General features: G+C 64.4%; 11 protein-coding genes. 4 read left to right on the forward strand and 7 right to left on the reverse strand.

The genetic code is table 11. The features are described from left to right. Positions 1-122 precede the first annotated feature (122 nt). Both AC1Q6X_RS19510 and AC1Q6X_RS19515 read left to right on the forward strand, forming a co-directional pair. Positions 123-2,006: a M61 family metallopeptidase gene (locus AC1Q6X_RS19510; protein WP_492498182.1), complete on the forward strand. Its 1,884-nt coding sequence runs from the start codon at positions 123-125 to the stop codon at positions 2,004-2,006. A 70-nt stretch (positions 2,007-2,076) separates the two neighbouring features. Continuing rightward, on the forward strand, positions 2,077-2,427 hold the full coding sequence (locus tag AC1Q6X_RS19515; protein WP_230505688.1) for a hypothetical protein: 351 nt from the start codon (positions 2,077-2,079) through the stop codon (positions 2,425-2,427). 198 nt (positions 2,428-2,625) lie between these two features. Here the strand turns inward: AC1Q6X_RS19515 and AC1Q6X_RS19520 are convergent, their stop codons facing one another. From AC1Q6X_RS19520 to imuA, 4 genes are all read right to left on the reverse strand, one after another. Next, entirely contained in the window at positions 2,626-3,384 is a 759-nt protein-coding gene (locus tag AC1Q6X_RS19520) for an alpha/beta hydrolase family protein (protein WP_070310960.1), read from the reverse strand. Positions 3,385-3,454: 70 nt separating this feature from the next. After that, complete coding sequence (locus tag AC1Q6X_RS19525) at positions 3,455-4,159, reverse strand: glutathione S-transferase N-terminal domain-containing protein (RefSeq protein ID WP_492498183.1); 705 nt, start codon at positions 4,157-4,159, stop codon at positions 3,455-3,457. 81 nt (positions 4,160-4,240) lie between these two features. After that, complete coding sequence (locus AC1Q6X_RS19530; protein ID WP_492498184.1) at positions 4,241-5,728, reverse strand: Y-family DNA polymerase; 1,488 nt, start codon at positions 5,726-5,728, stop codon at positions 4,241-4,243. Next, the gene (imuA, locus tag AC1Q6X_RS19535) at positions 5,658-6,368 is read right to left on the reverse strand and encodes a translesion DNA synthesis-associated protein ImuA (protein ID WP_070221460.1); all 711 of its coding nucleotides are present in this window, start codon (positions 6,366-6,368) and stop codon (positions 5,658-5,660) included. The genes AC1Q6X_RS19530 and imuA overlap by 71 nt, the downstream gene beginning before the upstream one ends. 206 nt (positions 6,369-6,574) lie before the next feature. Here imuA and AC1Q6X_RS19540 point away from each other — a divergent pair, with 206 nt between their 5' ends. After that, a complete protein-coding gene (locus tag AC1Q6X_RS19540; protein ID WP_070221461.1) occupies positions 6,575-7,840 on the forward strand; it encodes a putative Na+/H+ antiporter in 1,266 nt (421 codons plus the stop codon). Between the two features lie 51 nt (positions 7,841-7,891). Here the strand turns inward: AC1Q6X_RS19540 and AC1Q6X_RS19545 are convergent, their stop codons facing one another. The 3 genes from AC1Q6X_RS19545 to AC1Q6X_RS19555 all read right to left on the reverse strand — a co-directional run bounded on the left by AC1Q6X_RS19545 (position 7,892) and on the right by AC1Q6X_RS19555 (position 12,672). Further along, positions 7,892-9,925: a GNAT family N-acetyltransferase gene (locus AC1Q6X_RS19545; protein WP_492498185.1), complete on the reverse strand. Its 2,034-nt coding sequence runs from the start codon at positions 9,923-9,925 to the stop codon at positions 7,892-7,894. A gap of 78 nt (positions 9,926-10,003) precedes the next feature. After that, the gene (locus tag AC1Q6X_RS19550; protein ID WP_492498186.1) at positions 10,004-11,218 is read right to left on the reverse strand and encodes an MFS transporter; all 1,215 of its coding nucleotides are present in this window, start codon (positions 11,216-11,218) and stop codon (positions 10,004-10,006) included. Positions 11,219-11,505: 287 nt separating this feature from the next. After that, positions 11,506-12,672 carry an extracellular catalytic domain type 1 short-chain-length polyhydroxyalkanoate depolymerase gene (locus tag AC1Q6X_RS19555; RefSeq protein ID WP_492498187.1) on the reverse strand — a complete coding sequence of 389 codons (1,167 nt, stop codon included), beginning with the start codon at positions 12,670-12,672 and terminating at the stop codon, positions 11,506-11,508. A gap of 412 nt (positions 12,673-13,084) precedes the next feature. Between AC1Q6X_RS19555 and AC1Q6X_RS19560 the strand changes: the two genes are divergently transcribed. After that, positions 13,085-13,669: a PRC-barrel domain-containing protein gene (locus AC1Q6X_RS19560; protein WP_492498188.1), complete on the forward strand. Its 585-nt coding sequence runs from the start codon at positions 13,085-13,087 to the stop codon at positions 13,667-13,669. The last annotated feature ends 238 nt before the right edge of the window (positions 13,670-13,907 follow it).

Raw genomic sequence — 13,907 nt, forward strand, 5'->3', positions numbered from 1 at the left:
CCCTTTCAAGGCCTTGAAATTGGCGTAAAACGCCCCAGACGGCCTCAAATTTGTAAGAAATTTTTACAGAATGCTAGACTCGGCCTTTGTCCTCCCCGCCGCCCCGTCCCATGCCCCGCTCCATGCCCTATTCCCGTGCCGTCCTGTCCCTGTCCTTCTCGCTTCTCGTTTCCACTGCGGCCCAGGCCGCCTCGCCCACTGCTCCCCCCATCGTGCTGCACGTCGATGCCAGCAACGTGGCGCAGCAACTGTTCAGCATCCGCGCAAGCATTCCCGCCGCGCCCGGCAAGCTGACCTTGCTGTATCCGCAATGGGTGCCGGGCAACCACGGCCCCAGCGGCCCGCTGAACCAGCTGGCCGGCCTGCGCCTGTCCGCCAATGGCCAGCCCCTGGAGTGGCGGCGCGACCCCGTCAATATGTTCGCCTTCCACCTCGACGTGCCGGCCGGCGCCACGGCCGTGGAAGCGCAATACCAGCTCCTTTCGCCCGTCGACACGAGCCAGGGCCGCATCACCATGACAAGCGCCATGCTGGGCGTGCAATGGCATGCGATGACCCTGTATCCGGCGGGCCGCGCCGCGCGCGACATCCTCGTGCAACCGAGCCTGACCCTGCCGGCCGGCTGGGAATTTGCCAGCGCCCTGGAAGTGCGCGCGCGGGCGGCCACGCCGGCCAGCCAGCAAGTCGATTTCGAGCCGCTGGACCTTGACACCCTGGTCGACTCGCCCGTCTTTGCCGGCCGCCATGTCGAGCGCATCGACCTCGACCCGGGCGCCAAGGTGCCCGTGCTGCTGAACGTGATGGCCGACAGCGCCGACAGCCTGGAAGCGTCGCCGCAGCAAGTCGAGCAACACCGGGCCATGCTGCAGCAAGCCTACAAATTGTTCGGCGCGCGCCACTACCGCCACTATGATTTCCTGCTGGCCTTGAGCGACGAGTTCGGCGGCATCGGCCGCGAACACATGCAGTCGAGCGAAAACGGCGTCAAGCCCGGCTATTTCAGCGAGTGGGACAAGAACGAGGCGGGCCGCGTGCTGCTGCCGCACGAGCTGGTGCACTCGTGGAACGGCAAGTTCCGCCGTCCCGCCGGCCAGGACACGCCGGACTTCAACACGCCGCTGCAAAACAGCCTGCTGTGGGTCTACGAAGGCCAGACGCAATATTGGGGCAATGTGCTGGCGGCCCGTTCCGGCCTGGTGGCGCCAGCCAACATGCGCGACCTGTTCGCCGCCACGGCAGCCCATTACGACGTGATGCCCGGGCGCAGCTGGCGCACCATGCAGGATACGACGAACGATCCCATCATCAATGGCCGGCGTCCCATAGCCTGGAGCAGCTGGCAGCGCGACGAGGATTACTATATGGAAGGCGCGCTGATCTGGCTCGACGTCGACACCACCATCCGCGCACTGTCCCACGAGCGCCGCTCGCTGGACGACTTCGCCCGCAGTTTCTTTGGCATGCAGGATGGCAGCACCACGCCCCTGCCCTACACCTTCGAGGATGTGGTGGCGGCCCTGAACGCCGTGCAGCCGCACGACTGGGCCGCCTTTCTGCGCACGCGCCTGGAGAGCCACGGCCCCGGCGCACCGCTCGATGGCCTGGCCCGCGCCGGCTGGAAACTCGTCTACCGCGACACGCCGACGCCCTTCCTGAAAGCGAATGAAGAGCGCAGCAAGAGCACGGACCTGAGCTATTCGCTGGGTTTGACGATCGACAAGGATGGCAAGCTGGGCAAGCTGCTGTGGGACGGCGCCGCCTTCCAGGCAGGTTTGTCCGGCAACACGACCTTGCTCGCCGTGAATGGCACGGCTTACACGCCCAAGTTGCTGAAGGCGGCCATCCAGGCGGCCAAGGCCAGCCCGCAGCCGATCAACTTGCTGGTCAAAAAGGGCAAGCAATTCCAGACGGTAGCGCTCGACTACCACGGCGGCTTGCGCTACCCGCAACTGGAACGCATCGCCGGCACGCGCGACCGCCTGTCGGCCATCCTGCAGGCGCGCTGAGGCGGAGATTGCCCGGCGATTTTGTGCCGCGCCCCCTATGCGGGGCCGGCTTTTGGTGTATGCTGGCGGCATGAACAATGACACCGACATCCAGCTCAGCGGCCCCTTCAAGGCCACCGACGGCTCCGGCCGTGCCCACGACATCAAGGCCATCCGCATCTTTGACGAAGGCTACGGCATCATCGACGTCTACGTCGACTTCGCCGCCCCGCTCGAAACGGGCGCGTACAAGGACAAGACCCTGGTCGGCCACATCCTGGCCCGCCTGCGCAGCCTCGGCTACGTGGGCCCCGACTTCGGCCATGGCGACCTGGGCTTGCAAGACAAGAAACTGATCGTCCTGGAAGCGCCCGAGGAATTTTCCGCCTTTGCCGTCAGCAAGGGCTGGAAGGATCTATCCGCCGAATTTGACGAAGACTGAGAACACCTGACCAAATCTACTGCGCGTCGCGCTTTGCGGCCGGCGATGCTCACCGTGCTTTAGCACGGCTGCGCTTCTCGGCCACAAATCACTGCCGCTCGCTACGATTTTGTCAGGTGTTGTAAAGTACCAATAGTATCTGCGCCGCGCCAGCTTCTGCTGACGCGGCGTTTTTCATGGGCGACCGCTTAGTTCAGCTTAGTTGATATAACGCGCGCTCCACGCGGCGATGACATTGGCGACATAGGCCGCATCATTGCGTCCCGTCAATAAGTGGTCGGCGTCGTCGAGCGACACAAAACTTTTCGGGTGCTTCGCGGCCGTGAAAATATCCATCGCATTTGACAGGCTCACCGTCGTGTCGTTCGGCGCGTGCATCACCAGCAGGGCGCGGCGCAGGCCGGCGATGTGCTCCTTTAAACTGTGGCTGCCAGCGTCGTCGACGAATTGCTGGCGGATGCGGAAAGGCCGCCCTTCCAGCTGCACCAGCGCTTCGCCTTCGGCGGCGATTCGCTCCAGATGCTCGCTGAACATGCGCGTCACGTAGGCGGGCGTGCTCGGCGCGGCCAGGGTGGCAATGGCCGTCGCTTCCGGCACGTGCGCGGCAGCGGCCAGCACGGCGGCGCCGCCCAGGCTGTGGCCGATCAGCAATTGCGGCGCAGCATGTTTTGCCCGCAGGAAATCGGCGGCCGCGACCAGGTCGTCCACGTTCGACGAGAAATTCGTGGCGGCGAACTCGCCTTCGCTGGCGCCCAGTCCCGTGAAGTCGAAGCGCAGCACGGCGATGCCGTGTTCCGTCAAGCCTTGCGCGATGCGCCGCGCGGCCAGCACATCCTTGCCGCAGGTAAAACAGTGGGCGAACAGCGCGTACGCGCGGATGGCGCCGTCGGGCGCGTCGAGGCGCGCCGCCAGCACATGGCCGTGGGCGCCGGGAAAATCTTGCCGGGTGGATTTCATTGTCTCAGATCAAAGCTGCCGCGCAGCGCGGCCGATGGCGCATTGTAGCGCCGCCCGGCCGCCGCCTGTTTTAACCACGCTTGGGAATATCCACGCCCCTGGCAACGGCTGGCCTGGCCAGGAACGCGTCCAGCGCGCGCTGCACGTTCGGGAAATTATCAAAACCGACCAGGTCGCCCGCGCCATAGAAACCCACCAGGCAGCGCACCCACGGGAAGATGGCAATGTCGGCAATCGTGTACTGACTGCCCATGATCCAGTCGCGGCCCTGCAGGCGCTGCTCGAGCACGCCCAGCAAACGCTTCGCTTCGCCCAGGTAGCGTTCGAGCGGACGCTTGTCTTCGTATTCCTTGCCGGCGAATTTGTGGAAGAAGCCCACCTGGCCGAACATGGGGCCGATACCGCCCATCTGGAACATCAGCCATTGGATGGTTTCATAGCGCAGGCCCGCGTCCTGCGGCAGGAACTTGCCCGTCTTTTCCGCCAGGTACAGCAGGATGGCGCCCGACTCGAACAGGGCCAGCGGCTTGCCGTCGGGACCGTCCGGGTCGAGGATGGCGGGAATCTTGTTGTTCGGATTGAGGGACAGGAAGGCGGGCGACAGCTGGTCGTTTTGCTCGAAGCTGACCAGGTGCGGCTCGTACGCCAGGCCCAGCTCTTCCAACAGGATCGAGACCTTGATGCCGTTCGGCGTGGGCAGCGAGTACAGCTGCAGGCGCTCGGGGTGCCGGGCAGGCCATTTTTGGGTGATGGGGAAGTCGGAAAGCGGTACCATGGATATCCTTCATTTCAATTAAAGACGCGACGCAAGAAAGCAAGTATAGCCAAGCATGGCCGTTTCAGCAGGACAGCCCTTTCATCCAAACAAGCCATGCAAAAACCAGCGCGGCGCGGCGTCTTCTCCGCTGCCGGCGATGCGTTCGCGGTAGACCCAGTAGTGGGCGTGGTCGAGGCCTTCCGCAATAAAATAATCGCGCGCCTGCGACTGGCCCCACCAGCCCGCTTCGATGCGCTCGGCAACGGACACCATTTTCAGGGGCGAGCCATAGAAGGGCCGGTGTTCGCGCATCAAGAGGGCAATGGGCTGGGCCAGCAGCCAGCCGGGACGGGGCATGCCGGACAAGCCGGGCGGCAAGTCGGGTGGCGCGTTCTTGCCACTGCCCCTGGCCGGCAGCGGCAGCCACTGGTTGGCCGCCTCGGGGCGGTAATCGGCGCGCGGTGCGGCCTGCAAGACATTGTCTGTGCCCAGGCGCGCCACCAGCAATTCCAGCAGGCGCTGGCGCTCCTGCGGCGTGCCGCCCGGCTCGGGGAACAGGCTCTCGCTGGGCGGCGCCATCGCTTGCACCTGCAGCGCTTCCAGGCTCAGGCCGATCACGGGCGCCTCCAGCGCCAGCTGCGCCAGGCGTTCCTTGAGCAAACGCACCAAGTGCTCGTCGCGCCAGACGGCTTCGCCCAGCGCCAAGTCGATGACGGTGGGCGGGCGCGCCACCCTGCCCCGCTCGTGCGCCAGCAGCAGCTGTATGCGCTCGACGGCAAATTGCCGCGCGCACAGCCAGCCCGTCATTTGCTGCAGCAGGCGGCGCGCGCCGAACAGCAGCGCGTCGGCGTGCTCCACGCGGTCGAACAGTTCCAGGCTGGCGCGGAACGTGGGCGGCGCTTCGAGCCAGACGAACAGTTCCGTGCTGTGGCCATGCGCGTCGTCGAGCATGTCCAGCAAGGCCCCGCCGCAGCGGCGCTGCAAGCCGGGCCGGGGCAAGTGGCGCAGCTGCCCCAGGGTGCGGCAGCCGATGCCCTCGAACCAGTCGAGCCAGGGGCGCGCGGGCGGCAGCAAGGCGCACGGCAAGCCATCGAGGCGGCGCACGAGGCTGGCCATGCTCAAGGTCCGGCCCCGGCGCGTAGCGGCGCGCGCCAGCAGCCAGGCACCGCGTGCCGTGGGGGCGCACGACAGCTGGGCCGTGTAGCCGAGCGCGCGCAAGCTGGCCGCGATGTGCCGGCACAGGGCGCGCACGCCGCCGAACAGGCGCAGGCTGGCGCCCGCGTCGACGAGCAGGGTCGCTTCCTCGCCCTGCGCCACCAGCGGCGAATATTGCAGCAGCGCCAGCGCCACCGCCTGCAGGGCCTGCGCTTCCAGCTCGGGCGAGCGCTCGTGCAAACGCGCCTGCGGCGCCAGCATCAGCGCGCCCGCGCGGCGCATGCCGGGCCGGATGCCGGCGGCCCGCGCCAGCGGCGACAGGGCCATCACTTGCTCCTGCTCCAGTACTACGCCGAGGCTGTCAGCCGACCAGCGCGGGCAAAATACTTCGAGCGGGAGCCGGGGCAGGTACAGGCCGATCCAGAGTCGCATGGCGCAGCAATAATGAAGGAGGTTGCAGGGGCAGGAACAACGGCGCGTCGCGCTGCGGTCCCCGGCGCTTGATGAAGCCGATCTCGATGCCGCCGGCGGCCGGACGCACGGACAGGCGCAAGGGCGCGGGCGACGCATCCTGCGCGCCGTGCAAGGGGCGCAGCATGCAGAACAGGGTGTTGCCCGACTGCGCGGCCAGGTGCAGCCGGCGCAGGCTGTCCGCGCGCACGTGCGATTGCCAGAACAGCAGGGCGCCGCACGTGCCGCTGCGCAAGATGTTCTCGGCCGCCCACAGGGCATCCTTGCTGCCGGCGCTTTTGAGCCACAGCAATTGCGACGGCGCCAGCCCCTGCGCGGCCAGGGCCAGCGCCTGCGGCGGATGGGGCGGCTGCAGCAGCACGATGGGCAAGCCCGGCAGCTGCGCCAGCGCGGGCGCCAGCAGCCGCAATTCGCCGCTGCCCGGCTGCTGCACCAGCAGATCGATGAGGCTGCCGCTGGGCCAGCCGCCGCCGGGCAGCTGCGCCGACAGGGCGGCAAAGCCCGTATCCAGGCAGCGCGCGGCGCCCTGGCCCAGCTGCGATGCGCGCCATAAAGACGGATGCAGGGCTTCCGGCGACGCCATCAATTGGGAATGTTGCATAATTGAATATCAAGATGAATACTGTATGCATATACAGTACTATCCAGGCCCGCTTTTGGCAAGGCTTATCTGCGCAGCGCCTGCCCGCAGGCCGCTCCGCCATGTCCGAAAAACCCCGTTTCTGGCATCGATTGCTGTACCATAAGCACTCTCCTTACCGCTCGGCAATGCACCGGGCGGCTTCCTCCGTCCATAAGGAAACGCATTTGACCACCATCCAACTCATCAGCGCCATCGTCTTCGGCCTTGCGCTCATTCACACCTTCGCCGCCAAGTCGTTTGAAACATTATCGCGGCGCCACCCCCGCCATGCGGGCTTGCTGCATCTGCTGGGCGAAGTGGAAGTCGTGTTCGGCTTCTGGGCCTTCATCCTGATCATCATCATGGCCTTTGTCTCGGGCAGCGATGCGGCCATCGAGTACGCCGAGTCGCGCCATTACACGGAACCGCTGTTCGTCTTCGTCGTCATGGTCGTGGCCGCCTCGCGCCCCGTGCTCGACGCCGTGCAGCGCCTGTTGAAAGGCGTGGCACGCGTGATGCCGCTGCGCACGGAACTGGCCCTCGTCTGGCTGGGCCTGGCGCTCGTGCCCCTGACGGGCTCCCTGATCACGGAACCGGCCGCCATGACCCTGGCCGCGCTGATGCTGGCGCCGCAAATCTTCCGCCCGGGCATCCCTGAATGGCTGAAATACGGCGCCTTGGGCGTGCTGTTCGTCAACGTTTCCATCGGCGGCACCCTCACCTCGTATGCGGCGCCGCCCGTGCTGATGGTAGCCACCACATGGAACTGGGACAGCGCCTTCATGGCCACCCATTTCGGCTGGAAAGCCGCCATCGCCGTGCTGGTCAATGCCACGGGCGTAAGCATATTGCTGCGCAAATACCTGCATAGCAACACCTCCGACATCAAGCCGAAAGCCGGTGAAGTCGAAGCGCCGAAAGTGCCGCTGGCCGTCAGCCTCGTGCACATGATCGTGCTGGCCGGCGTCGTCACCCTGGCGCATCATCCCGTGCTGTTCATCGGCCTGTTCCTGTTCTTCCTCGGCTTCGTGCAGGCGTATGAGCGCTATCAAAGCCCGCTGATCCTGAAAGAGGGTTTATTGGTCGGCTTCTTCCTCGGCGGCCTGGTGGTACTGGGCGGCATGCAGCAATGGTGGCTGCAACCGATCGTCTCGAGTCTGAAGCCGCTGGCCCTGTTCTTCGGCGCCCTGGGCTTGACGGCAATTACCGACAATGCAGCCCTCACCTACCTCGGTTCGCTGATCGTCGGCATGACGGACGAAGCGAAATACATGCTGATGGCCGGCGCCGTGGCCGGCGGCGGCCTGACCGTCATCGCCAATGCGCCGAACCCGGCCGGCGTGGCCCTGCTGCGCCGCGGCTTCAAGGATGAATCGATCGGCGCCGTCGGCCTGCTGGCCGGCGCCCTGCTGCCGACGGCCGTGGCGGGCCTGGCCTTCCTGGCCTTGTAGGCACCCTCGCGGGGCGGCTGCCGGCCGCCCCTGCTCTCCCTCAGTTTCCCCTCAGTTTCCCTCATACACGAGGAAATGCAGCCGGTCATAGAACAGGCTGTAGGCATAGTCGAACGTGCCCACGCTGCGAAAACCCTTGTGCAGATACACTTGCAGCGCTTCGCTCTTTTCCCACACCGTCAGGGTGATGCGCGCGCAGCCCTTGCGGCTGGCCAGGTCGCGGATCTCATGGAACATCTGCCTGAATAAACCCTGCCCCCGGTATTTCTCGTCGATGGCCAGGCTGCTGACGAAACAGTCGTCGGCGCGCGCATGCGCGAGCACGAAGGCGTCATACGCATCGTCGAGCGCCTTCATATCGTCACGGTAATATGACACGGCGCCGCAGGCCTGGAACTCGTCCATCGTCGCGGCCGTGAAAAAGCCGATGAAGCGCTCGTCCTCGTCATGCAGGCCGTGGATGTGCGCCAGATACGGATCGATGTTTTGCCGCCGCTGCAATTCGACGAACTGCAGATTGAGTTTATTGCCGAACGAGCAGTATTCCAGGTAGCTGGTGGCAAACAGCAATTTGGCCATGCGGTTCTTCGTCTCGTCGCCCAGCAGTTCACCTGCCACCAGCTTGAGCGGCGCATGCGACAGCAAGCCCGCCTGCGCCTCGTCACCGGGCGGGGCGGCCTCGCTGACGGCCGGCATGCGGCTGCCGTGGCGACCGACGGTGGGGCGCCAGAAATTGCCGGCGGCAATATGCTGCGAACGGTGGGCCAGCAGGTAGCGGCAAAAGACGTCATTTACGCGATCGAGCTGCGGATCGCTTGAGAGCACCGAGTAATAGTGGAAATGATCGATGTCCGCCCGCAGCTGGGCCGCATACGCCATGCGCGGCACTTCCTCGATGTCGAACACGTCGACGATGTCGGGCAGGCGCAAAGGATCATCGAGTTGCCAGTCGATCTCGTCGAGCCGCGCCACGCAGCGCGCATACGCGCGCCGCTCTTCGTCGCTCAAGGGGATGTGCATGCCGGTAATGATATCGTCCAGCAAGCGCATGCCGCGGATGCCGCCCGCCACCGCTTCGCGCACGCCGTCATACAGCACGCAATAGCGCTGGTAGAACTCGGCATGGCTGAGCAGGGTCACGCCGAGATTTTTCTTCCATTCCGCATAGAACTGGCCGAACAGCTGCGCCTCGAATTGCGGACAGGAACGGGGAATCTGCGCATCGATGCCCGCATAGGCGAGGTTCACATTACGCTGGATCACGCGCAACGCGGCGTCGTTTTTCTTGGCGATCAGCATGCCCGTTTCATCGAGAAACAGATTCATCCAGCTGACATGCCGGCGCTCTTCGCTGTCATCACTCTTGCGCTGGAAATAGTCGGGCACTTCCGGCTTCATCAGGAAAATCGTCGCCGGATTGTGCGGGATCGTATCGACGTCCATGTACATGCCGCCGTATTCGCACATGATGAGGATGCGGAAATAATCGGACAGGGTGGCGAAGTAGCGCTGCGTATGCAGGGTGTCGAGGATGTCGAAGCGGGCCGGTGCGAAATCGAGCGCCAGCGCGCGCAGCGAGTTGATGTGCAGGGTCGTGCCACCGATGGCGTAGCGGCCTATCGTGTAACGCCCGGCGCCGCCCGTGGGGCTGAAGCGTTCGTCATTGCGCAGCTGCTGCGCATCCCACACCCACAGGATGGAGACATACGGCGCGCCGCCGTTGTGCCGTACTTCTTCCAGCGCCGCGCCCCACTGCCCGATCGCGTCAAATGCGATGGCCGGCAACGGCCCGCCCATCCAGATGCGGTGCAGGTAGCGCTCGTCGTCACCGAGGGCGCGCGTGGGGATGCAGCTGAGCGAGGAACAGCTTGCCGCATTGAAATGGTTAAAGTTCAGACCGACGAAGCTGCGCAGGGCGGCGATGCCCGCCTGGTGTTCCGCGGCCAGTTGTTCCAGATCAATGCCAGGGGGCCGCACATCGGCCAGAGTGATGTAATCGAGCTTCAGCCGGTTGATGCGGAACTCGTATTCCAGGTTGAAAATCTTTGCTTGATCGTGTTTTGAGGCCAGGTCATCTATTTTCATGGGCGCACCATTTTCCGCAGGAGAGTGTCAATAAACGTCGCAGGGGGTAAAACAAGGTCGAGAACATGCGCTGCGCCATCAGCGCCGGGCCAGCCGCACCTCGCTTTCCCGGCGCTCCGCCATGCCCCGCGTAAACAACAGCAGGCAGGCGGCGATGACCACGATGACGGGAATATTCAGCAGCGCATACGTTTCCAGCGCATAGCCGAAGCGCTGGCACAGCACGTTGTACAGCTGCAGCCAGGCGGACAGATAAATGCAGTACAGCAAGCTCATGGCGGCCGTCGTCAATGTCATCGACTCCTTGCTGGCCGTGATCGCGCTGCGGAGCAAGGCGCCGTTGAACAGGCCGAAGCCGATGGAATAGACAAACATGCAGGCCGCAAACACATCGACGTGATGGCGGCCCGCGCCGGCGCCCAGCATGCCGGCCGCCGCGATCAGCCCGCCCATGCGCAGCAGATGGACGAGGGGGAAATCCTGGCGCAGGCGCTGGATGGCGATGCTGCTGAGGACAAAGCCCGACAGAATCACGCATTGCAGCGCGATATAGGTGGCGTAGGACGCGCCCATTTCCTGCAGCACGAAGATGGGCGAAAAGCCGATCCAGGCCGTCAGAGGCACGGTGGCCAACCCGGCAGTGAACATGCCGAACATGAAGCGCCCGTTGCTGAAAATGGCGGCATAACTGCGCATGATGGCGGCAAGGTCCAGGCGCGTGACCGTGGGCGCCGTGCGCGGCATGGTCTTGAACAGGCCCAGCAGGGACAACAGCGCCAGCAGGCCCGAGAGGAAAAACACGTAGCGCCAGTCCAGCCGGCTGACGATGGCGCTGCCGAGGATGGGACCGGCCAGGGGCGCAAGGATGGTGGTGCTCGACAGAATGCTGCTGAGCTTGACGGCGGCCATGTCGTCGAACAGTTCATGGATCATGGCATAGCCGACGAAGATGAAGCAGCAGCCCATGCCCTGGATGAAGCGCACGGCGAGAAATTGCTCGATCGAGGCGGTCAATGGCACGGCCAAGGTGGCCAGCAGGAACAAGGCATTACCCGTGAGCACCAGCTTGCGCTTGCCGATCGTGTCGGCCAATGGTCCCAGGAAAATCTGCAGGGAACTGCCGCCCAGCAGATACAGGCTCAGGGATAGCGGGACGAACTTTTTCTCCGCCTGGAACTCCTCGACGATGCCCAGCATCGCCGGCATGATCATGTCATTGGACAGATAGATATTCAGTTCAAAGACGAGAAAAAACGCAAAAAACCACAGCAATTGCTTGGACTTGATGGACATGGCGCGTTCCGTAACGTGGGTGGCTGCCGTCAGTGCATGCCGGCCGTCAGGGCATGGGACGGCGAACACGATTCACACTAAAAACGTGTACCAATTGTATACCAGTTCGTATTTTTAACGCCGATTTTTGTGTTTTTTAAATACCGCAGCAATACCACTTACGTAATTCCATGGCATTGCGGGAATGGCGCCTGCCCTGAAAAGGGCGCGCCAGCATGCCGGCGCGTTGGCGCGGGCATGCCGGGAAGGGAAAAACGATGCGTACCAGTGGGCGCGCGGGGAGCCGCTTACCGGCGGCGGTGGCCGGCGAAGAAATCGAGCAGCATCTTGCTGGCGTCGGGCTTGGCCTTGTCGTTGAACGGCAGGCTGGCGTCGCCGCCGCTCCACGCGTGCTCGAGGTGCTCGATCTGCGCCACGCGCAGTAACACCTGCTTGCCCACCTGATAGTCGTGCAGCGCATAGGCATGGGCTGGATTGCGCCCGCCCGCAGCGCCGCCGGGCAGGCGCTGCGCCGTTACCAGCGTATCGGCGGGCATGCGGTTCACACGCACGCTCTGGCGTACCAGCTGCGTCTGGTTAATGGGACGCACCACCTTGTCGGACAGCCCTTGCAGCAGGATGGTGGGCAGGCGGGGGAACGCGGGCTGGCGCGCCAGCACTTCATCGATGGCCGCATCGGCGCGGGCACTGGCGCCATGCTGCATCACGCCCAGCGCGCCGATCAGGTTATGGCCGGCGCCAAACACAGGACCCGAATGCAGGCCCAGCGCGGCGAACAGATGCGGGTGATTCAGGGCCACGATATGCGCCATGCCGGCGCCGGCGGAAATGCCACAGATGTAGATGCGCGCGCGGTCGATCGCATAGCGGGCCGCCACCTGCTCGATGGCGCCGACGATCAGGCGCACATCGCCGCCGCCCTCCTGCGTCAGCTTGTCGTACCACTTCCAGCAGCGGCGCGCATGCGCGCGCAGCGATTGCTGCGGATACAGCACGGCATAGCCCTTGCGCTCGGCCAGGCGGTTCATGCGCGTGCCGTCGGCAAACTGCGTGGCGCTCTGCTCGCAGCCGTGCAGCATCACCAGCAGCGGCCGGCCACGGCTGCGCATGGCGGCGCTCGGCGCTTTTTCGGGCAGGTACAGGAAATATGGCAGGCGCCGTCCGGGCAACTGCCCCAGTTCCGCCAACGGCGCGTAGTGGGCGGCCAGCCACTTGCCCGGCGGGGGCGCCGTTCGCTTGCGCACGCGCGGTGGCGACAGGGGCGTGGCAAACGGCGCCAGCGAGGGCACGGCGTCGCTGGCGCGCGGCGTCGGCCTGGTCTTGGCCACAGGCTTGCTGCGGGGCTTGGCAGGCACGGGCCCGAACAGCACCTTGGCCAGCTTGGTTGCCGTGCGCTGCTGTGCCTTACCGGCGCGCAATAGCCCGCGCAGCCATTTGGTGGCGGGCTTTACCATGGCGCTCGGCGCGCGTGTCTTGGTGGAGCGTACCGCAAGTTCATCCCTCTGCATCGTTGCATCGTCAGCATGCGCGGCCTCCTCCGTAGAACGCATAGAGTACCGCAATTGGCCGACCACACCGTACGTTTGCACACGGATAAAAGTGCCGCTAAGTAATCCTCAGGAAATTATTGTGAATTTATGACGAACAGAACCGGATGCTATGCAAGGCGCCCACTGCGACGCAGTGCGAGCACTGCTAGCAGTGGGCAAGCCTCGTCGGCCACCTTGCAGAGCGCCGGTTATGGAAGTCAGAAATCATAATAATTTATTGGGGGTTACTTAACACCATTGAGGCAGATCAAACGCGAACAGGTGCGTAAGCTTAATCTGCATGTTCGATCAGCATTTCACCAGAGGAGAGAACACCATGAGCTATCTGGACCGCGACATCCTGGGCATGTACCGCAACCACGACGGCCCGGGGCCAGCCCTGATGGGGGCCGACACCCTGATCGGGGACGAAGTCTACAATCACAACGACGAGGAGCTGGGTGACATCAAGGAAATCATGCTCGACATGCGCACCGGCCAGATCGCGTATGCCGTGCTGTCCTTCGGCGGTATCCTGGGCATGGGCGACAAATTGTTTGCCGTGCCCTGGGAACGCCTGACCCTGGACACCGTCAACAAGCGCTTCCTGCTCAACGTGGATAAAGACCTGCTGAAAAATGCTCCCGGCTTCGACAAGAACAACTGGCCCGACATGGGCAGCGATGCCTGGAACCAGCAGATGGAAGCGTTCTATGGCAGCGGCACGCGCTACAGCAGCGGCGCCATGGCCGGCAGCCGCATGCCATCGGGCAGCGACCTGCGCAGCGGCGCCAGCCTGCAATCGGGCAGCGAAGGCAGCCTGTCCGGCAGCTCCATGAGCGGCAGCCGCGCCGGCACCAGCAGCCAGAGCGGCTCGCGCTCATCGCTCAGCGACGATGATCTCAATAAAGATAGAACGTAGATCGGACAGACCGGACAGGTCGCACTGGTCGGGTAGGTCGGGTAGGTCGGATTAGCGGCGCAGCCGCGTAATCCGACACCACCAGCGACACCGTTAACAGCGCACCATCCAGCACAGCGCACCATCCAGCGCACCATCGCCCAGGCCAACGATGACGTCGGATTACGCGCGCCCTGCGGACGCGCTAATCCGACCTACCGCTGCATCGATTCCCACACCTTCTGCAAACGCTTGGCAG

The organism is Janthinobacterium sp. GW823-FHT06H09 (assembly GCF_058794735.1).

What these genes read in the sequence shown, in the direction of transcription:
- AC1Q6X_RS19515 (WP_230505688.1), top strand. Translation starts at nt 2,077, where the DNA reads ATGAACAATGACACCGACATCCAGCTCAGCGGCCCCTTCAAGGCCACC.
- AC1Q6X_RS19525 (WP_492498183.1), bottom strand. Translation starts at nt 4,159, where the DNA reads ATGGTACCGCTTTCCGACTTCCCCATCACCCAAAAATGGCCTGCCCGG.
- AC1Q6X_RS19545 (WP_492498185.1), bottom strand. Translation starts at nt 9,925, where the DNA reads ATGAAAATAGATGACCTGGCCTCAAAACACGATCAAGCAAAGATTTTC.
- AC1Q6X_RS19550 (WP_492498186.1), bottom strand. Translation starts at nt 11,218, where the DNA reads ATGTCCATCAAGTCCAAGCAATTGCTGTGGTTTTTTGCGTTTTTTCTC.
- AC1Q6X_RS19530 (WP_492498184.1), bottom strand. Translation starts at nt 5,728, where the DNA reads ATGCGACTCTGGATCGGCCTGTACCTGCCCCGGCTCCCGCTCGAAGTA.
- AC1Q6X_RS19560 (WP_492498188.1), top strand. Translation starts at nt 13,085, where the DNA reads ATGAGCTATCTGGACCGCGACATCCTGGGCATGTACCGCAACCACGAC.
- AC1Q6X_RS19520 (WP_070310960.1), bottom strand. Translation starts at nt 3,384, where the DNA reads ATGAAATCCACCCGGCAAGATTTTCCCGGCGCCCACGGCCATGTGCTG.
- imuA (WP_070221460.1), bottom strand. Translation starts at nt 6,368, where the DNA reads ATGCAACATTCCCAATTGATGGCGTCGCCGGAAGCCCTGCATCCGTCT.
- AC1Q6X_RS19510 (WP_492498182.1), top strand. Translation starts at nt 123, where the DNA reads ATGCCCTATTCCCGTGCCGTCCTGTCCCTGTCCTTCTCGCTTCTCGTT.
- AC1Q6X_RS19555 (WP_492498187.1), bottom strand. Translation starts at nt 12,672, where the DNA reads ATGGTAAAGCCCGCCACCAAATGGCTGCGCGGGCTATTGCGCGCCGGT.